This window comes from Paracoccus sp. (in: a-proteobacteria), assembly GCF_035556475.1.
Taxonomy (GTDB): Bacteria; Pseudomonadota; Alphaproteobacteria; order Rhodobacterales; family Rhodobacteraceae; genus Paracoccus.
The window spans coordinates 1-19,698 of sequence record NZ_DATMFA010000110.1 but is presented as its reverse complement, the minus strand read 5'-3'; the positions used below and the strand labels follow the sequence as shown (position 1 = coordinate 19,698).

General features: G+C 66.2%; 16 protein-coding genes. 14 read left to right on the top strand and 2 right to left on the bottom strand.

What is annotated here, in order from left to right; translation table 11 throughout:
* The first annotated feature begins 90 nt into the window (after positions 1-90).
* The 9 genes from nuoK to aroA all read left to right on the top strand — a co-directional run bounded on the left by nuoK (position 91) and on the right by aroA (position 10,928).
* On the top strand, positions 91-396 hold the full coding sequence (nuoK, locus tag VNQ78_RS15415) for an NADH-quinone oxidoreductase subunit NuoK (RefSeq protein ID WP_325691338.1): 306 nt from the start codon (positions 91-93) through the stop codon (positions 394-396).
* Between the two features lie 6 nt (positions 397-402).
* Complete coding sequence (gene nuoL, locus VNQ78_RS15410) at positions 403-2,529, top strand: NADH-quinone oxidoreductase subunit L (protein WP_325691336.1); 2,127 nt, start codon at positions 403-405, stop codon at positions 2,527-2,529.
* Position 2,530: 1 nt separating this feature from the next.
* The gene (locus VNQ78_RS15405; protein ID WP_325691334.1) at positions 2,531-4,072 is read left to right on the top strand and encodes an NADH-quinone oxidoreductase subunit M; all 1,542 of its coding nucleotides are present in this window, start codon (positions 2,531-2,533) and stop codon (positions 4,070-4,072) included.
* Positions 4,073-4,081: 9 nt separating this feature from the next.
* A complete protein-coding gene (gene nuoN / locus VNQ78_RS15400; protein WP_325691332.1) occupies positions 4,082-5,584 on the top strand; it encodes an NADH-quinone oxidoreductase subunit NuoN in 1,503 nt (500 codons plus the stop codon).
* On the top strand, positions 5,577-6,335 hold the full coding sequence (locus VNQ78_RS15395) for a biotin--[acetyl-CoA-carboxylase] ligase (RefSeq protein WP_325691329.1): 759 nt from the start codon (positions 5,577-5,579) through the stop codon (positions 6,333-6,335). The genes nuoN and VNQ78_RS15395 overlap by 8 nt, the downstream gene beginning before the upstream one ends.
* A gap of 3 nt (positions 6,336-6,338) precedes the next feature.
* Positions 6,339-7,118 (top strand): type III pantothenate kinase, encoded by a 780-nt coding sequence (locus tag VNQ78_RS15390; RefSeq protein WP_325691327.1) that lies wholly within the window; start codon positions 6,339-6,341, stop codon positions 7,116-7,118.
* Positions 7,111-8,787, top strand: coding sequence for a ribonuclease J (locus VNQ78_RS15385; RefSeq protein ID WP_325691325.1), 1,677 nt, complete (start codon positions 7,111-7,113; stop codon positions 8,785-8,787). The genes VNQ78_RS15390 and VNQ78_RS15385 overlap by 8 nt, the downstream gene beginning before the upstream one ends.
* Positions 8,788-8,823: 36 nt before the next feature.
* Entirely contained in the window at positions 8,824-9,525 is a 702-nt protein-coding gene (gene trmB, locus VNQ78_RS15380) for a tRNA (guanosine(46)-N7)-methyltransferase TrmB (protein ID WP_325691323.1), read from the top strand.
* Between the two features lie 71 nt (positions 9,526-9,596).
* A complete protein-coding gene (gene aroA / locus VNQ78_RS15375) occupies positions 9,597-10,928 on the top strand; it encodes a 3-phosphoshikimate 1-carboxyvinyltransferase (RefSeq protein ID WP_325691321.1) in 1,332 nt (443 codons plus the stop codon).
* A gap of 84 nt (positions 10,929-11,012) precedes the next feature.
* Here aroA and VNQ78_RS15370 read toward each other — a convergent pair whose 3' ends face one another.
* Together VNQ78_RS15370 and VNQ78_RS15365 are read right to left on the bottom strand one after the other, a co-directional pair.
* A complete protein-coding gene (locus VNQ78_RS15370) occupies positions 11,013-12,917 on the bottom strand; it encodes a propionyl-CoA synthetase (RefSeq protein ID WP_325691319.1) in 1,905 nt (634 codons plus the stop codon).
* Between the two features lie 131 nt (positions 12,918-13,048).
* Entirely contained in the window at positions 13,049-15,328 is a 2,280-nt protein-coding gene (locus tag VNQ78_RS15365) for an NADP-dependent malic enzyme (protein WP_325691317.1), read from the bottom strand.
* A 147-nt stretch (positions 15,329-15,475) separates the two neighbouring features.
* Between VNQ78_RS15365 and VNQ78_RS15360 the strand changes: the two genes are divergently transcribed.
* From VNQ78_RS15360 to upp, 5 genes are all read left to right on the top strand, one after another.
* Positions 15,476-15,871 carry a cytidine deaminase gene (locus tag VNQ78_RS15360; protein WP_325691315.1) on the top strand — a complete coding sequence of 132 codons (396 nt, stop codon included), beginning with the start codon at positions 15,476-15,478 and terminating at the stop codon, positions 15,869-15,871.
* Positions 15,868-17,151: a thymidine phosphorylase gene (locus VNQ78_RS15355; RefSeq protein WP_325691313.1), complete on the top strand. Its 1,284-nt coding sequence runs from the start codon at positions 15,868-15,870 to the stop codon at positions 17,149-17,151. Before VNQ78_RS15360 ends, VNQ78_RS15355 begins: the two co-directional genes overlap by 4 nt.
* On the top strand, positions 17,148-18,341 hold the full coding sequence (locus tag VNQ78_RS15350; RefSeq protein WP_325691311.1) for a phosphopentomutase: 1,194 nt from the start codon (positions 17,148-17,150) through the stop codon (positions 18,339-18,341). The genes VNQ78_RS15355 and VNQ78_RS15350 overlap by 4 nt, the downstream gene beginning before the upstream one ends.
* Positions 18,338-19,309, top strand: coding sequence for an adenosine deaminase (locus VNQ78_RS15345; protein WP_325691309.1), 972 nt, complete (start codon positions 18,338-18,340; stop codon positions 19,307-19,309). The genes VNQ78_RS15350 and VNQ78_RS15345 overlap by 4 nt, the downstream gene beginning before the upstream one ends.
* On the top strand, positions 19,306-19,698 hold a 393-nt coding region (gene upp, locus VNQ78_RS15340; protein WP_325691307.1), incomplete at its 3' end, for a uracil phosphoribosyltransferase. The genes VNQ78_RS15345 and upp, both read left to right, overlap by 4 nt.

Genomic DNA, 19,698 nt, shown 5'->3' with positions numbered 1-19,698 from the left:
GCAACCGAAAGCCAACACGGGGCCGCCGACCGGGCGGCCCATCCAGCGAACGGATATTCAACGGGTGTGCGACCCGGAGGGACCAGGAAGATGATCGGATTGACACATTATCTTGTCGTGGGGGCGATACTATTCGTCACCGGCATTTTCGGGATATTCGTGAACCGAAAGAACGTCATCGTCATCCTGATGTCGATCGAACTGATGCTTCTGGCGGTGAACGTCAACTTCGTCGCCTTCTCGGCGCATCTGGGCGATCTGGCGGGGCAGGTTTTCACCATGTTCATCCTGACTGTCGCCGCCGCCGAGGCCGCCATCGGCCTTGCCATCCTGGTCGTCTTCTTCCGCAACCGCGGCACCATCGCGGTGGAAGACGTGAACGTGATGAAGGGTTAAGACGGCATGGAAAAGATCGTCCTCTTCGCGCCCCTTCTGGGTTCGCTCATCGCCGGCTTCGGCTGGCGCGTGATCGGCGAGAAAGCCGCGCAATACCTGACCACCGGCATCCTGTTCCTGTGCTGCCTGCTCAGCTGGATCCTGTTCCTCGGCTTCGACGGCGTGCCGCGCCACATCCCGGTCATGGACTGGGTGGTCGCGGGTGACTTCGTTTCGGAATGGTCGATCCGGCTGGACCGGCTGACCGCGATCATGCTGATCGTGGTAACGACGGTTTCGGCGCTCGTGCATCTCTACTCGGTGGGCTACATGGCCCATGACGAGAACTGGGAGCACGGCGAGCATTACAAGGCGCGCTTCTTCGCCTATCTCTCGTTCTTCACCTTCGCCATGCTGATGCTGGTGACGGCGGACAACCTCTTGCAGATGTTCTTCGGCTGGGAGGGCGTCGGCGTTGCCTCCTATCTGCTGATCGGCTTCTACTACAAGAAAGCCAGCGCCAATGCCGCCGCGATGAAGGCCTTCATCGTGAACCGCGTCGGCGACTTCGGCTTCCTCTTGGGCATCTTCGGGCTTTACTGGCTGACCGGCTCGGTCGGGTTCGACGCGATCTTCGCGCAGGTGCCGGAAATCGCGCAGACCCAGATGCATTTCCTGTGGACCGACTGGAACGCCGCGAACCTCCTGGGCTTCCTGCTCTTCGTGGGCGCGATGGGCAAGTCGGCGCAGCTTTTCCTGCACACCTGGCTGCCGGACGCGATGGAAGGCCCGACCCCGGTTTCGGCGCTGATCCACGCCGCGACCATGGTGACGGCGGGCGTCTTTCTGGTCTGCCGCATGTCGCCGCTTTATGAATTCGCCCCCGACGCCAAGAACTTCATCGTGATCGTCGGCGCGACCACCGCCTTCTTTGCCGCGACCGTCGGTCTGGTGCAGAACGACATCAAGCGCGTCATCGCCTATTCGACCTGTTCGCAGCTGGGCTACATGTTCGTGGCCGCGGGCGTCGGCGTCTATTCGGCGGCGATGTTCCACCTGCTGACCCACGCCTTCTTCAAGGCCATGCTGTTCCTCGGCGCCGGTTCGGTCATCCATGCGATGCATCACGAACAGGACATGCGGAACTATGGCAACCTGAGGAAGAAGATCCCGCTGACCTATTGGGCAATGATGATCGGCACCTTCGCCATCACCGGCGTCGGCATCCCGCTGACCCATATCGGCTTCGCGGGCTTCCTGTCGAAAGACGCGATCATCGAAAGCGCCTGGGCGGGGAACTCCTATGCCTTCTGGATGCTGGTCATCGCGGCTTGCTTCACCAGCTTCTATTCGTGGCGGCTGATCTTCCTGACCTTCTACGGCAAGGAACGCGGCGATCATCATGCGCATGAACATGCCCATGAAAGCCCCTCGATCATGACCATCCCGCTGGGTGTCCTCGCGATCGGCGCGATCTTCTCGGGCATGATCTGGTTCGGCCCCTTCTTCGGCGACCACCACAAGGTGACGAGCTTCTTCCACATGCCCGTGACGCATGAGGCGAGCGCCGAGGGCGAGGCTGCTGCCCCGGCCGAGCATGGCGCGGCCCCGGTCGAGCATGTCGCAGCCGATACCGCCGCCGAAGGCGAGGCCGCGACGGCCGAACACGCGACCGAAGGCCAACATGCCGAGGTTGCCGCCCCGGTCGGTGGCGCGATCTATATGGCGCCGGACAATCACATCATGGACGAGGCGCATCACGCCCCCGCCTGGGTGAAGGTCTCGCCCTTCATCGCGATGCTGATTGGTCTGTTCACCGCCTGGATCTTCTATATCCGCAGCCCGGACATTCCGGCCCGACTGGCAAAGGCCCAGCCCGCGCTTTACCAGTTCCTGCTGAACAAATGGTATTTCGACGAAATCTACAACTTCATCATCGTCCGCCCGGCGCTGTGCCTTGGTCGCATCCTTTGGAAAAAGGGCGACGGAGCGACCATCGACGGGGCGATCAACGGGGTTGCCATGGGGATCATCCCGCGCCTGACGCGCGCGGCGGTCCGGGTGCAATCGGGCTATCTGTTCCACTATGCCTTCGCGATGGTCGTCGGCATCGTGGGTCTCTTGATCTGGGTGATGATGCGGGGCGCGCACTGATATGACGAACCTTCTTTCCATCATCACCTTCCTGCCCATCGTCGCGGCGGGGATCATGGCCCTGTTCCTGCGCGGCCAGGACGAGGCGGCTGCGAAGAATGCCAAATGGCTGGCGCTGCTGGCGACCACGGCAACCTTCCTGATCTCGCTTTTCGTCCTTTTCGGATTCGACCCGCAGAATACCGGCTTCCAGTTCGTCGAGGACAAGGCCTGGATCATGGGCCTGCGCTACAAGATGGGCGTGGACGGGATCTCGGTCCTGTTCGTGCTGCTGACCACCTTCATGATGCCGCTGACCATTCTTTCGACCTGGACGGTCGAAACGAAGGTCAAGGAATACATGATTGCCTTCCTCGTCCTCGAGGGGCTGATGATCGGCGTCTTCACCGCGCTGGACCTCGTCCTCTTCTACCTGTTCTTCGAGGCGGGCCTGATCCCGATGTTCCTGATCATCGGGATCTGGGGCGGCAAGGACCGCATCTATGCGGCGTTCAAGTTCTTCCTCTATACCTTCCTCGGCTCGGTGCTGATGCTGGTTGCGATGATCGCCATGTATCGCATGGCGGGCACCACCGACATTCCGACCCTGCTGACCTTCGACTTCCCGCATGAGACCTATCGCCTGCTGGGGATCACGGTCATCGGCGGCACGCAGACGCTGCTGTTCCTTGCGTTCTTTGCTAGCTTCGCGGTCAAGATGCCGATGTGGCCGGTCCATACCTGGCTGCCCGACGCGCACGTTCAGGCGCCGACCGCCGGTTCGGTCCTGCTGGCCGCGGTGCTTCTGAAGATGGGCGGCTACGGCTTCCTGCGCTTCTCGATCCCGATGTTCCCGGTCGCCTCGGACATCCTGCAACCGCTGGTCTTCTGGCTCTCGGCCATCGCGATCGTCTACACCTCGCTGGTGGCGCTGGTGCAGTCGGACATGAAGAAGGTCATCGCCTATTCCTCCGTCGCCCATATGGGCTATGTCACCATGGGCATCTTCGCGGTCAATCAGGTCGGCGTTGATGGCGCGATCTTCCAGATGCTGTCGCATGGCTTCATCTCGGGCGCGCTCTTCCTTTGCGTCGGCGTGATCTATGACCGGATGCACACGCGCGAGATCGACGCCTATGGCGGCCTCGTGAACCGGATGCCGGCCTATGCGGCGGTGTTCATGTTCTTCACCATGGCGAATGTGGGCCTGCCCGGCACCTCGGGCTTCGTGGGCGAGTTCCTGACGCTGCTCGGCGTCTTCCGGGTCAATACCTGGGTCGCGCTGGTCGCAACCTCGGGCGTGATCCTCTCGGCTTCCTATGCGCTCTGGCTCTATCGCCGGGTGACGCTGGGCCAGCTGATCAAGGAAAGCTTGAAGTCGATCACCGACATGACCCCGCGCGAGCGCTGGATCTTTGTTCCCCTGATCGCGATGACGCTGATCCTGGGCGTCTATCCGCGCCTCGTGACCGATGTGACCGGCCCGGCTGTCGCCGCGCTGATCAATGACTACAACCAGGCCCAGCCGGTGGTGGAAACCGCCGCGGCTGCGACAAGCCACTAGGGGGCGGACATGACCTCGCTCGATTTCACGACCATTCTGCCCGAGGCGCTGCTGGCGGCCTATGCGCTGGCCGCCCTCATGGTCGGGGCCTATCTCGGCAAGGACGGTATCGCCCGCACGCTTCTGTGGTCGACGGTCGCGGCCTTCCTGATCGTCGCGGCGATGATCGGCCTTGGCAATCGCACCGACGGGACGGCCTTCTATGGCATGTTCATCGATGACGGCTTCTCGCGCTTTGCCAAGGTGGTGATCCTGGTCGCCGCCGCCGCCGTCCTCGCGATGAGCATCGACTATCTCGACCGCCGCCGGATGCTGCGGTTCGAATTCCCGATCCTCGTGACGCTTTCGGTCATCGGCATGATGCTGATGGTTTCGGCGGGCGACCTGCTGACGCTTTACATGGGGCTCGAGCTGCAATCGCTCTCGCTCTATGTCGTCGCCGCCATCCGCCGCGATTCCGCGCGTTCGTCCGAGGCTGGATTGAAATATTTCGTGCTGGGCTCGCTCAGCTCGGGCCTGCTGCTTTATGGTGCGTCGCTGGTCTATGGCTTCGCGGGCACGACCAGCTTTGCCGGGATCATCACGACGATCCAGGGGGGCGAGCTTTCGCTTGGCGTCCTCTTCGGCCTCGTCTTCATGCTGGTCGGCCTCTCCTTCAAGGTCTCGGCCGTGCCGTTCCACATGTGGACGCCGGACGTCTATGAGGGCGCGCCAACGCCCGTGACCGCCTTCTTCGCCACCGCGCCCAAGGTCGCGGCCATGGCGCTGATCGCGCGGCTGGTCTTCAACGCCTTCGGCCAGGTCATCGACGACTGGAGCCAGATCATCGCGGCCCTCGCGGTCATGTCGATGTTCCTCGGTTCCATCGCGGGGATCGGGCAAACCAACGTCAAGCGGCTGATGGCCTATTCCTCGATCGCGCATATGGGCTTTGCGTTGGTCGGCCTTGCCGCCGGCTCGGCGATCGGCGTGCAGGCCATGCTGATCTATATGGCGATCTATGCGGTCATGAACGTCGGCACCTTCGCCTTCATCCTGTCGCTGGAGCGTGATGGGGTGCCGGTCACCGACCTCGCCTCGCTGAACCGCTTCGCCTGGAGCGAGCCGACCAAGGGCCTTGCCGTGCTGGTGCTGATGTTCAGCCTTGCCGGGGTTCCGCCGACCCTTGGTTTCTTCGCCAAGTTCGGGGTGCTGAATGCGGCGGTCGATGCCGGGATGGGCTGGCTGGCGGTGCTGGGCGTGATCGCCTCGGTCATCGGCGCGTTCTACTATCTGCGCATCGTCTACTACATGTATTTCGGCACCGAGAACGATGGCGTCACCAGCCGGATGGGACCGGTGCAATATCTGGCCCTGATGATCCCGGCCGCCGCGATGCTCTTCGGCGCGATCAATATGCTGGGCGTCGATGCTGCCGCCGGGCGGGCCGCCGAAACGCTGGTGGCCCCGGTCACCGCCGGGATGGCCGCGCCCGAGGCCGTTCTGTCGGCCGAGCCCGATCACGTTGAGTGATCGCTGGCCCGAAGGGGTGGGCCGGCATGTGCTGGCCCGCACCGACAGCACCAATGCCGAGGCCATGCGCCTTGCCCCCTCGCTGAGCGGGCCGGCATGGATCATGACCCATGAGCAGGTGGCCGGTCGTGGCCGCCGTGGGCGCGAATGGGTGATGCCGGCGGGGAATTTCGCCGGCACGCTGGTTCTCAGACCCAAGGGCGGCCCCGAGGCTGCGGCCCAGCTTTCCTTTGTCGCCGCGCTCGCGCTTTACGACGCGCTCGCCGATGCCTGCGGACCTGCCGCGCGGCTTGCGATCAAATGGCCGAATGACGTGCTGCTGAACGGCGGCAAGATCGCCGGTATCCTGCTGGAAAGCATCGGCTCGGGCCGCGAGGTCGGGGCGATCGCGATCGGCATCGGTGTCAACCTCGCCGCCGCCCCCTCTGGCGACGCCGTCGAGGCGCGGGCCGTGCCCCCGGTTTCGCTGCGCGGAGAGACGGGCTTCACAGTCGGCGCCGAGGAGTTTCTCGACCTGCTGGCCCCGGCCTTCGCCCGCTGGTTGGCGCAATTCGAGACCTATGGCTTCCAGCCGATCCGCACCGCATGGCTTGCCCGTGCCGCGAAGCTGGGCCAGCCGATCATCGCCCGCACCGGGCGCGAGGAGACGCAGGGCGTCTTTGACGGCATTGATGAAACCGGCGCGCTGGTGCTGACCACCGCCTCCGGCCGGCGGACCCTGCCTGCCGCCGACGTCTTTTTCGGAGGTTGAGCGATGCTGCTCTGCATCGACACCGGCAACACGAATACCGTCTTCTCGGTCTGGAACGGCGAGCGTTTCCTCGCGATGTGGCGGATCTCGACCGATCATCGCCGCACGGCGGATGAATATTTTGTCTGGCTCTCGACGCTGATGTCGGTCCAGAAGTTCGAGCTGGACATCACCGACTGCATCATCAGCGCGACAGCGCCGCGCGTGGTCTTTAACCTGCGCGTGCTCTGCAACCGCTATTTCGACACCCGCCCGCTGGTCGTCGGCAAGCCCGACTGCCTGCTGCCGATCCCGCCCCGCGTCGATCAGGGCACGACCGTCGGTCCCGACCGGCTGGTGAACACCGTCGGCGCCTTCGACCGCCACGGTCCCGACCTGATCGTCGTCGATTTCGGCACCGCCACCACCTTCGACGTGGTGGATACGGACGGCGCCTATGTGGGGGGCGTGATCTCTCCGGGCGTGAACCTGTCGCTCGAGGCGTTGCATATGGGCGCGGCAAGCCTTCCGCATGTCGACGTGACGATGCCTGCCAAGGTCATCGGAACCAATACCGTTGCCTGTCTGCAATCGGGGATCTTCTGGGGCTATATCGGCCTTGTTCAGGGTATCGTCGAGAAGATCCGGCAGGAACGCGCCCGTTCGATGAAGGTGATCGCGACAGGCGGGCTTGCGCCCCTGTTCGATCAGGGGTTTGATCTTTTCGACGCGATCGAGGATGACCTGACGATGCATGGTCTGCGCCTGATCCATGATTTCAACAAGGAGATGGCACATGGCTGAGCGCCTGATATATCTGCCGCTGGGCGGCGCGGGCGAAATCGGCATGAACGCCTATGTCTACGGCTATGGTGAGCCGGGGCGCGAACGCCTGATCGTCATCGATCTGGGCGTGACCTTCGGGGACATGGAAAGCTCGCCGGGGATCGACCTGATCATGGCCGATGTCGCCTGGCTCGAGGAGAACCGCGACCGGATCGACGCGATCTTCATCACCCATGCGCATGAGGACCATGTCGGCGCGCTCGGCCTGCTCTGGGGCCGGATCCAGAAGCCGATCCATTGTCGCCGCTTCACCGGCGCCATCGCGCGGCTGAAGATGGAGGAGATGGGCCAGCCAGTCGATCAGATCCACATCCACGCCCCCCGTCCCGAGGTCGTGAACGCGGGGCCGTTCCAGGTGCAGTTCGTCCCGGTCAGCCACTCGATCCCCGAAAGCTCGGCGCTGATCATCGACACGCCGGCCGGGCGGATCGTCCATACCGGCGACTTCAAGCTGGACGGAACCCCGGTCGTGGGCGAGCCCTTCGACCCGATCCTCTGGCACGAGATCGCCAAGGAAGGGGATGGCGTCAAGCTTCTGACCTGCGATTCCACCAATATCTTCTCGCCCCATCCCGGCCGGTCCGAGGCGTTGCTGGCGAACCCGATCCTAGATTTCGTCATGTCGCAGCGCGAGATGGTCGTGGCCACCACCTTCGCCAGCAACATCGCGCGGCTCAGGACGCTGGCCGAGGCCGGGGTGGCTGCGGGCCGCAAGATCTGCCTGCTGGGCCGGGCCATGCGCCGCATGGTCACGGTCGGGATCGAGACCGGCATCCTCGACCGCTTCCCGCCGGTGATCAGCCCCGAGGAAGCCTCGGACCTGCCGCGCGAAAAGGTCATGCTGATCGTTACCGGTAGCCAGGGCGAGCGTCGCGCCGCCAGCGCGCAACTGTCGCGGGGCCGCTATCTGGGGATCGAGCTGAAGGAGGGGGACAGCTTCCTCTTCAGTTCGCGCACCATCCCCGGCAATGAGCGCGGCGTGATCCGCATCCAGAACCAGCTGAGCGAGATGGGCGTCGACCTCTATGACGCCGAGGATGGCACCTATCACGTCTCGGGCCATGCCAACCGCCCGGATATCGAGGCCGTGCATGACCTGCTGAAGCCGCAGATCGTGATCCCGATGCATGGCGAGCATATGCATCTGCGCGAACATGCGAAACTGGCGGCAGCGCGCGGCATCGCCTCGATCGTCGCGACCAACGGCACGATGGTCGATGTCACCGGCCCGGTGCCGCGTGTGGTCGACCAGATCGACACCGGCCGCCTCTATCTCGACGGCCATACCCTGATCGGTGCGATGGACGGCGTGGTCCGCGACCGTATCCGCATGGCGCTGAACGGTCACGCCATGGTCTCCGTCATCATCGACGAGGATGACAACCCCTTGCCCGATGCCTGGGTCGAGCTTTCCGGCCTGCCCGAGCGCGGCCGCGGCGGCGTGCCGCTGTCGGACAATATCGAATCCGAACTGGCCGAGTTCCTTGAACGCGCGGATGACCGCACCGTGATGAACGACGACCGGCTGGAGGAGGCGATCCGCAAGATCACCCGTCAGGCCTCGATGGAGGAGATCGGCAAGAAGCCCGAGGTGACGGTGATCATCTCGCGTCTCGCCGCGGAATGACTTGACCTTCTGCCGCGCGCTTTCTATGCGCGCGGCATGAGCGAATTCGATCCCAACCCGCCGCGCCGCAATTTCTACGGCCGCCGTCACGGCAAGACCCTGCGCCAGAGCCAGAAAGGCTACCTTTCCGAGGATCTGGGCAGCCTGCGTCCGCGCGGCATCACCCAGGCCGACAACCCCGAGCGCAAGCTGGTCGATCCCGCCACGATCTTTGGCGACGACCGCCCGATCTGGCTGGAGATCGGCTTCGGCGGGGGCGAGCATATGGTCCATATGGCCGCGACCTATCCCGAAATCGGCATCATCGGCTGCGAGCCCTTCATCAACGGCGTCGCCATGCTGCTCGGCAAGATCCGCGCGGCGGGGGTCGAGAATGTCAGCGTCCATCCGGGCGATGCCCGCGACCTGATGGATGTGTTTCCCGATGCCTCGGTCAGCAAGGCCTTCCTGAACTATCCCGATCCCTGGCCGAAATCGCGCCATCACCGCCGCCGCTTCGTCACGCCCGAGCATCTGATCCCGCTCGCCCGCGTGATGAAACCGGGCGCCGAGTTCCGCGTGGCGACCGACATTCCCGACTATGTCCGCCAGACCCTCGAGGAGGTGCCGCCCGCCGGTTTCGATCTGGTGGCCGAGGGGCCGCAGCCCTGGGACGACTGGCTCAGCACCCGCTATGAGCAGAAGGCGCTGCGCGAAGGGCGGGTGCCGCATTACGTCACCTTCCGCCGCAAGGGCTGAGGGGATCGCGGCTGATTGCAAGCCGCGCGCGTGACCGCTATCACCGGGGCCGACCACCAAGAGGGCCTCTCATGTCACATTCCGCCGAACCGCGTCCGATGACCGCCCACCGCTCCGGCCCGCTTTCGGGCGAGGCGCGGATCCCGGGCGACAAGTCGATCAGCCACCGCGCCCTGATCCTCGGCGCGCTCTCGGTCGGCGAGACGCATATCACCGGCCTTCTGGAAGGGCAGGACGTGCTCGACACCGCCAAGGCCATGCAGGCCTTCGGGGCACAGGTCGAACGTCTGGGGACCGGCGAATGGAAGGTCAACGGCGTCGGCGTCGGCGGCTTTGCCGAGCCGGAGGGCGTGATCGACTGCGGCAATTCCGGCACCGGCGTCCGCCTCATCATGGGCGCGATGGCGACGACGCCGATCACGGCGACCTTCACCGGCGATGCCAGCCTCAGCCGCCGCCCGATGGGCCGCATCACCGACCCGCTGGAGCTTTTTGGCGCCGAGGTCACCGCGCGCGAGGGGAAGCGCCTGCCCGTCACCATCAAGGGCGCGGTCGAGCCGGTGCCGGTCCGCTACAAGACCCCCGTGGCCAGCGCGCAGATCAAATCCGCCGTGTTGCTGGCCGGGCTGAACGCGCCGGGCGAGACGGTGGTGATCGAATCCGAACCGACCCGCGACCATACCGAACGGATGCTGACCGGCTTTGGCGCGACCGTCACCACCGAAGTGACCGAAGAGGGCCGGGTCATCACCCTCAAGGGCCGCCCGGAACTAATCCCGCAGCCGATCGCCGTGCCGCGCGACCCGTCCAGCGCTGCCTTTCCCGTCGCCGCGGCGCTGATCGTCCCCGGCTCGGAAATCCGCGTCCCCGGCGTCAGCCGCAACCCGACCCGCGACGGGCTCTACATCACGCTGCTGGAAATGGGCGCCGACATCACCTTCGAGAACGAGCGCGAGGAGGGGGGCGAGCCGGTCGCCGATCTGGTCGTGCGCCATGGCCCGCTCAGGGGCGTGACCGTCCCCGCCGAGCGCGCGGCCAGCATGATCGACGAATTCCCGATCCTCGCGGTCATCGCCGCCTTTGCCCAGGGCAGCACGATCATGCAGGGCGTCCATGAATTGCGCGTCAAGGAAAGCGACCGGATCGAGGCGATGGCGGTCGGCCTCAGGGCAAACGGCGCCAGCGTCGAGGATACCGAGGACATGATGACCGTCCACGGCACCGGGGGCCTCTGCGGCGGGGCCTGCGCGAAGACCCATCTCGACCACCGCATCGCCATGTCCTTCCTCGTCGCCGGTCTGGCCTCGGACCAGCCGATCAGCGTCGATGACGGCAGCCCGATCGCCACCTCCTTCCCGGACTTCCTGCCGCTGATGCAGGGCCTCGGCGCCCGGATCGACTAGGCGCGCGCCGGCTTTCACCGTTTCCCAAATACCCAATCGCGGCGCCTGTCAGGGGCGCCGCGCCCACCTTTCGGGCAAGCCCCCTCAACCAGCCTGCGAACCACCCGGAAAACCAAGCCCCCGCAGCGCCTTGCGGATCCCGTCCAGCGTATCGGGATCGTCGATGGTCGCGGGAACCTTATACGCCTCGCCATCGGCGATCTTCGTCATGGTCGCGCGCAGAATCTTGCCCGAGCGTGTTTTCGGCAGGCGATCGACCACGCAGGCCAGCTTGAAGGCCGCGACCGGGCCGATCCGGTCCCGCACCAGCTTGACCGCCTCGGCCACCACCTGCTCCTGCGAGGCCGTGTTGCCGCTCTTGAGGCAGAGAAGACCCAGCGGCACCTGACCGCGCAGCGCATCCGCGACCCCGATCACCGCGCACTCGGCGACGGCGGGATGGGCGGCCAGCACCTCCTCGATCGCCCCGGTGGACAGGCGGTGACCCGCGACATTGATCACGTCATCGGTGCGGGCCATGACATGCAGATAGCCGTCCTCGTCGATGATCCCGGCATCGCCGGTCTCATAATAGCCCGGAAAGCGGGACAGGTAGCTCTTGCGGAAGCGGTCCTCGGCATTCCACAGCGTCGGCAGGGTTCCGGGCGGCAGCGGCAGCCGGATCGCCAGCGCGCCCAGCGTGCCGGGGGGCACCGGCTCGCCCTCCGCATCCAGAACCTGAAGGTCATAGCCCGGCATCGGCACGGTGGGGCTGCCCAGCTTGGTCGGCAGGGTCTCGATCCCGATCGGGTTCGCGGCGATGGCCCAGCCCGTCTCGGTCTGCCACCAGTGATCGACCACCGGCACGCCCAGATGCTCCTGCGCCCAGCGGACCGTCTCGGGATCGGCACGCTCGCCGGCAAGAAACAGGGCCTGCAACTCATGCAACTTGTAGCGGCGGATCCATTCCCCGTCCGGGTCCTCGCGCCGGATCGCGCGCAGCGCGGTCGGCGCGGTGAAGAAGCTCTTGATCCGGTGGTTCTGGATGGTGCGCCAGAAAACGCCGGGATGGGGCGTGCCGACGGGCTTTCCTTCGAAGACCACGGTGGTCGCCCCGGCCAGCAGCGGGCCATAGCAGATATAGCTGTGCCCCACGACCCAGCCCACGTCCGAGGCGGTCCAGAACCGATCGCCGGCCTCGATATTGTAGATGTTCTTCATCGACCATTGCAGCGCGACCAGATGGCCGGCGGTGTGGCGCACCACCCCCTTTGGCTGGCCGGTGGTGCCGGAGGTATAGAGGATATAGGCCGGATGGTTCCCCTCAACCGGGACGCATTCGGCGGGCTTCACCCCGTATTGGAAACCGTGCCAGGCGAAATCGCGGCCCTCGACCAGCTTCGCCGCCTCTTGCTCGCGCTGGAAGATGACGCAGAATTCCGGCTTGTGGCTCGCGATCTCGATCGCGCCGTCCAGCAGCGGTTTGTAATGCACGATGCGGCCCGGCTCGAGGCCGCAGGAGGCCGCGATGATCGCCTTGGGCTGGCAATCGTCGATCCTGACCGCCAGTTCGTTCGCGGCAAAGCCGCCAAAGACCACCGAATGGATCGCGCCCAACCGGGCGCAGGCCAACATCGCCTCGATCGCTTCGGGGATCATCGGCATGTAGATGATGACGCGGTCGCCCTTTTCCACGCCCCGCATCCTCAGCGCCCCGGCCAGCGAGGCGACGCGCTCCTGTAACTGGCGGTAGGTGATGCCCTTGGTGGTAAGGGTGATGGGGCTTTCATGGATGATCGCGACCTGATCGCCGCGCCCCGCGAGGACATGGCGGTCGACCGCGTTCCAGCAGGTATTGATCAACCCGTCCGAGAACCATTCGTAGATCGGCGCCTTCTCGTCGAAAAGCGCCTTCGAGGGCTTGCGATACCAGTCGAGCGCCTCGGCGGCCTGCATCCAGAATTGCTCGGGATCGGCCCGGCAGGCCTCGTAAACTTCTTGATATCCCATCCCGTTCTCTCTCTCCCCATCGAACATGGGGAGAGTTAGGACCGCCATTTCGCGCGCGGCAAGAATGTTCGCGTTAGCAGCGGCGGGAAATCTGCGAAGAAGGGCCCGGCAACCATGCCGGACCCGGTTTTTCAGCCGTAATGGCCGACAGGCGTTCCGGCAAGGACGCTCATGTTCAGCAGGCCGCGCGTCGTGACCGAGGGGGTGACGATATGCGCGCGGTTGCCCATGCCCATCAGGATCGGCCCGACCTCCAGCCCGTTCGCCTTCATCTTGAGCGCGTTCCTGACGCCCGAGGCCGCATCGGTCCCGGCGAAGATCAGGATATTCGCCGCGCCTTCGAGCCGCGAATGCGGCATCAGGCGTTCGCGCACGGTCGGGTCCAGCGCCGCGTCGACATGCATCTCGCCGTCGAACATGAAATCGACCTCGCGGGCATGGAGGATCTCCAGCGCCTCGCGCATCCGGCGACCGGAATCGGTGTCGAGATTGCCGAATTGCGAATGGCAGCACAGCGCGATCTTGGGCGCGAGGCCGAAGCGCCGCACATGCCGCGCCGCGCCGATGGCGCTTTCCGCGATCTGCTGCGGGGTCGGGACGTGATGGACCTGCGTGTCGGCGATGAAAAGCGGCCCGTCCTCCAGGATCATCAGCGACAGCGCGCCATGCGGGCGCAGACCGTCGCGGGCAAGGACCTGGCTGATATAGTTCAGGTGCCAGCTGAACTGGCCGAAAGTGCCGCAGATCAGGCTGTCGGCCTCGGCCCGGTGGACCATCACGGCGCCGATGGCGGTGGTGTTGGTGCGCATGATCGCGCGCGCGACCTCGGGCGTCACGCCGCGGCGCGCCATCAACTCGTGATAGGTGCCCCAGTAGTCGCGATAGCGGGGGTCGTTCTCGGGGTTCACGATCTCGAAGTCGCGGCCGGGGCGGATCGGCAGGCCGGCGCGCTCGGCCCGGACCTCGATCACCTCGGGGCGGCCGATCAGGATCGGAACATCGGTCGTTTCCTCAAGCATGGCGTTCGCCGCACGCAGCACGCGTTCGTCCTCGCCCTCGGCAAAGACGATGCGCCGCTTGACCGTCGCCGCCGCCTCGAAGACCGGGCGCATGATCATGGCCGAGCGGAAGACCGACCCGTCGAGCTTGCGCTTGTAGAGGTCGATGTCATCAAGCGGGCGGGTGGCGACGCCGGTTTCCATCGCGGCCTTGGCCACGGCGGTCGAGACGACGCCGATCAGGCGCGGATCGAAGGGCTTCGGGATCAGGTATTCCGGGCCGAAGGTCAGCGTCTCGCCGCGATAGGCCATCGCCGCCTCGGCGCTGGTGGTGGCGCGGGCCAGGGCCGCGATCCCCTCGATGCAGGCAAGCTGCATCTCGTCATTGATCGTGGTCGCGCCCACATCCAGCGCGCCCCGGAAGATGAAGGGGAAGCAAAGGACGTTGTTCACCTGGTTCGGATAGTCCGAGCGGCCGGTGGCGATGATCGCATCGGGCGCGACGCTGCGCACGTCCTCGGGCAGGATCTCGGGCGTCGGGTTCGCCAGGGCAAAGACGATCGGGCGCGGGGCCATTTTCGCGACCATCTCGGGCGTCAGCACGCCGGGGCCCGAGAGGCCGAGGAACAGGTCCGCCCCGCCGATCACGTCATCCAGCGTGCGAAGGTCGCTTTTCTGGGCATATTCGGCCTTCTGCGGCGTCATCTGCTCTTCCCGGCCCTCATGGACGAGGCCGGCGATGTCGCAGAGCCAGACGTTCTCGCGCTTCACGCCCAGCTTCAGCAGCATGTTGAGACAGGCGATGCCGGCGGCGCCCCCGCCGGTCGAGACCACCTTGATCTCGTCGAACTTCTTGCCGGCGATGCGCAGCGCGTTGGTCGCGGCGGCGCCGACCACGATGGCGGTGCCGTGCTGGTCGTCGTGGAAGACCGGAATGTTCATCCGCTCACGGCAGAGCTTCTCGACGATGAAGCAGTCGGGGGCCTTGATGTCCTCGAGGTTGATGGCACCAAAGCTCGGCTCCAGCGCGCAGACGATCTCGGCCAGCTTTTCCGGGTCGGGCTGGTCCAGCTCGATGTCGAAACAGTCGATATTGGCGAATTTCTTGAAAAGGACGGCCTTGCCCTCCATCACCGGCTTCGAGGCCAGCGCGCCGATATTGCCAAGGCCCAGAACGGCTGTCCCGTTCGAGACGACGGCGACGAGGTTGCCGCGCGCGGTATAACGCGCCGCGGTGGTCGGGTCGGCCTTGATCTCGAGGCAGGCTTCGGCCACGCCGGGCGAATAGGCCCGGCTCAGGTCGCGGCCATTGGCAAGGGGTTTGGTGGCGCGCACCTCAAGTTTGCCGGGGCGGGGAAACTCGTGATAATCCAGCGCGGCCTGCCTTGCGCTATCCTGCCTGCGTTCTTCCATGACGCGACCTCCTCTCAAGATGGTTCAGCGTTAAACTATTTTCCGGCCGACGAACAGGGGGCCTGCCCGCTTCGTGTCGGACTTGCATCACCATGGGGCCGGGCGCAATGATGAAGGCGGGGATGACGGCGATGTGAAAGGTGGGCCATGACGCTTCTGGATGCGGCGCGCGAGGTGCGGGAACGGGCCTATGCGCCCTATTCCCGGTTCAAGGTCGGCGCGGCGGTTCGCGGTGCCTCGGGCGCGATCTACCAAGGCTGCAATGTCGAGAACGTCGCCTATCCCGAGGGCACCTGCGCCGAGGCCGGGGCCATCGCCCTGATGGTGGCCAGCGGCGAGACCGAGCTGACCGAGGTTGCCGTGATCGCCGACAGCCCCAGCCCGGTGCCGCCCTGCGGCGGCTGCCGGCAGAAGCTGGCCGAGTTCGGGCGGCCCGACACCCCGGTCCTGCTGGCCACCACGGCGGGCAGGACGCTGGCGACCACCATTGGCGAGTTGCTGCCGGGGCGGTTCGACATCTCTCACATGTCGGGCCTCGAATGAATCCAGCCGATCCGCGTCCGGTGATTGCGGCGGTCCGCGACGGGCGCGGGCTGGATGAGGAGGGCGCGGCCCTGATCGCGCGCGGCTTGGCCGAGGGCTGGGTCAGCGATGCGCAGGCCGGGGCCTTCGCCATGGCGGCGCTGCTCTCCGGGCTGGGGGCAGAGGGCCGCGTCGCCCTGACCCGCGCCATGCGGGATTCGGGCAGGGTTCTGCGCTGGGATCTGCCCGGCCCGGTCGTCGACAAGCATTCGACCGGCGGCATCGGCGATACGGTCAGCCTGATCCTTGCGCCCGTCCTTGCCGCCTGCGGGGCCTATGTCCCGATGATCTCGGGCCGGGGGCTTGGCCATACCGGCGGCACGCTCGACAAGCTCGAGGCTATTCCGGGCTTCCGCACCACGCTGCCCGAGGCCGAGTTCCGCAGCGTCGTCGGGGCGACCGGCTGCGCCATCGTGGCGGCGGGACGCGACCTCGCGCCCGCGGATGCGCGGCTTTACGCGGTCAGGGATGAAAGCGCGACGGTGGGGTCGATCGACCTCATCACTGCCTCGATCCTGTCGAAGAAGCTGGCGGCGGGCCTCGATGCGCTGGTCCTGGACGTGAAGCAGGGCAGCGGGGCGTTCCTGCGCTCGGACCGGGCCGCGCGGGAACTGGCGCGCGCGCTGGTCGAGACGGCGAATGGCGCCGGTTGCCGCGCCCGCGCCTGCATCACCGACATGGACCAGCCGCTTGCCCGTGCGGCCGGTAACGCATTGGAATTGCGCGAAGCCATCGCCGTCCTTCGGGGTGGCGACGGTGCGCTGGCGGAACTCTCGGTCGGTCTTTCGGCCGTCTGCCTTGCGATGGTCGGGGGGCAGGGCGCGGCCGAGGCGCTGGCCTCGGGCCGCGCGGCCGAGCGTTTCGCCCGCATGGTCGTGGCGCAAGGCGGCCCCGCCGATCTTCTCGAACGGCCCGATGCCCATTTGCCGCCCGCGCCGGTGATCCGTCCCATTCCCGCGCGGGGCCGCGTCGCCGCGATTGATGTCGAGGCGCTGGGTCATGCCGTCGTGGCCCTTGGCGGCGGCCGCCTTCATGCCAGTGACCGGATCGACTCCCGCGTGGGCCTTGCGGAACTTCTCCGCATCGGCGAAGAGGCGGGCCCGGACCGGCCGCTGGGTTTCGTCCATGCCGCAAGCGATGCGGCGGCCGAGGCGGCGGTCGCGACCGTCGGGGCCGCCTATCTGATGGGCGACGGCCCCGAACCCGGCCCCCTGATTCGAAGCGAGGTGCTGCCCGAATGATCGACCCGACCCAGAGGCGCGCCTTTCTGGTGGTGATGGATTCCGCAGGGATCGGCGGTGCCCCCGATGCCGCCGGCTATTTCAATGCCGGGCGACCCGATACCGGGGCGAACACGCTGGCTCATATCGCGCAGGCGCGGCCTCTGCACATGCCGAACCTCGACGCGCTGGGGCTGGGGGCCGCGATCCGGCTCTCCAGCGGCGAGGATGCGCCCGGCCTCGGGGCCGAGCCACAGGGCCTTTGGGGCGCGGCGACGGAGACCTCGCCCGGCAAGGACACCCCTTCCGGCCATTGGGAGATCGCGGGCGTGCCGGTGCCGTGGGAATGGCACTATTTCCCGAATACCCGCCCAAGCTTCCCGCCCGAGCTTTCGGCCGGCGTCGCCGCGGCGGCGGGGACCGAGGGGATCCTCGGCGACGAACATGCCTCGGGGACCGAGATCATCGCCCGACTGGGCGAGGAGCATCTGCGGACCGGCTGGCCAATCTGCTACACCTCGGCCGACAGCGTGTTCCAGATTGCCGCGCATGAGGAAAGCTTCGGCCTCGACCGGCTCTATCGCCTGTGCGAGGCGGCGGCGAAGATGGTCCATCCGATGCGCGTGGGCCGCGTCATCGCGCGCCCCTTCACCGGCAGCCCCGGCAATTTCACCCGCACGCCCAACCGGCGCGACTACGCCATTGCACCGCCCGGCCGCACCATCCTCGACGCCGCGCAGGAGGAGGGCAGGGCGACCCATGCCGTCGGCAAGATCGGCGACATCTTCTCGCATCGCGGGATCGGCGCGCTCCACAAGGGCAAATCCGACGCCGATCTGGGCGCGCATCTGCTGCGGCTGGCGGAGGAGGCCGAGCCGGGCAGCCTGACCTTTGCCAATTTCGTCGAGTTCGACAGCCTTTACGGCCATCGCCGCGACATCGCGGGCTATGCCGGGGCGCTGGAATGGTTCGACGGCATCGCCGGGCAGATGATTGCCCGCCTGCGTCCGGGGGATCTGGCGATCTTCACCGCTGACCATGGCAATGACCCAAGCTGGACCGGCACCGACCACACGAGGGAGCGCGTGCCGGTCCTTGGCTGGGGCTATGGTCCGCGCGCGATCGGAGAGGTGGGCTTCAGCGATATCGGCGCCTCGATCGCGGCGCATCTTGGATTGCCCGCCGTCGGGCCGGGAAGGTCGTTTCTATGAAATCCCTCAAGAAGGTCGAGCTTCACCTGCATCTGGAAGGCGCCGCGCCGCCCGCCTTCATCCGTGGCCTCGCCTCGGAAAAGCGCGAGGATCTTTCGGGCCTTTTCGATGAGCGTGGAGGATATGCCTATCGCGATTTCCGCGATTTCCTGCGCGTCTACGAGGCGGCGACGGGGATACTCTCCGGCCCCTCGGACTATGCCCGCCTGCTTTCGGCCGTGCTGTCGGAATGCGGCGAGCAGGGCGCGATCTATGTCGAGCTTTTCGTCTCGCCCGAGTTCTGCGGCCGGGGCGATCTTGGCGCATGGCGCGACCATGTCGCCGCGATGGAGGAGGTGGCGCGGGCCTATGCCCTCAGCGGCGTCGAAAGCCGCGCGGTCGCCACCTGCATCCGCCATCTGGGCCCGGACCGCGCCCGGAAGACGGCGCTTTGTGCCGCTGAAACCGCTGGCGGATGGGTCGCGGGCCTTGGCCTTGCCGGGGCCGAGGACGTGGGCGAGGCCGGGGATTTCGCCTGGGCCTTCGATTGCGCGCGCGAGGCCGGGTTGGGCCTGACCGCCCATGCCGGCGAATGGTGCGGCCCGGCCTCGGTCCGCGCGGCGCTGGATCTGGGCGTCACCCGGATCGGCCACGGCATCCGCGCCGCCGAGGATCCGGCCCTTCTCCGCGACCTTGCCGAGCAGGGCGTGACGCTGGAGGTCTGCCCCGGCTCGAACGTCGCGCTGGGTGTGGTCCGCGACTGGAAAAGCCATCCGATCGCGCGGCTCGCCGATGCCGGGGTGCGCGTCACCGTCTCGACCGATGATCCGCCTTTTTTCCGTACGACGCTGGGTCGCGAGTACGAGATGCTTGCGGAAACCTTCGGTTGGGCGGAAAGCGAATTCCGCCAGATGAACATCTGGGCCGTCGAAGCAGCCTTTTGCGACGCGGCCACCCGTGACCGCCTGAAACAGGAGCTGACAATATGAACCCGCCCCATCTGACCATCGTTGACCACCCGCTGGTGCAGCACAAGCTGACCCTGATGCGCGACAAGACCACCTCGACCGCCAGCTTTCGCCGCCTCCTGCGCGAGATCAGCCTGTTGCTGGCCTATGAGGTGACGCGCGAGCTGGAGATGACGACGACCAGCATCGAGACGCCCCTGATGCCGATGGACGCCCCGCTGCTGGAGGGCAAGAAACTTGCCCTTATCTCGATCCTGCGGGCCGGGAACGGGCTGCTCGACGGCATCCTCGAACTGATCCCGGCGGCGCGCGTGGGCTTCATCGGCCTTTACCGCGACCCCGAGACGCTTCAGCCCGTCGAATATTACTGCAAGGTGCCGAAGGAACTGGACGCGCGCATGACCATCGTG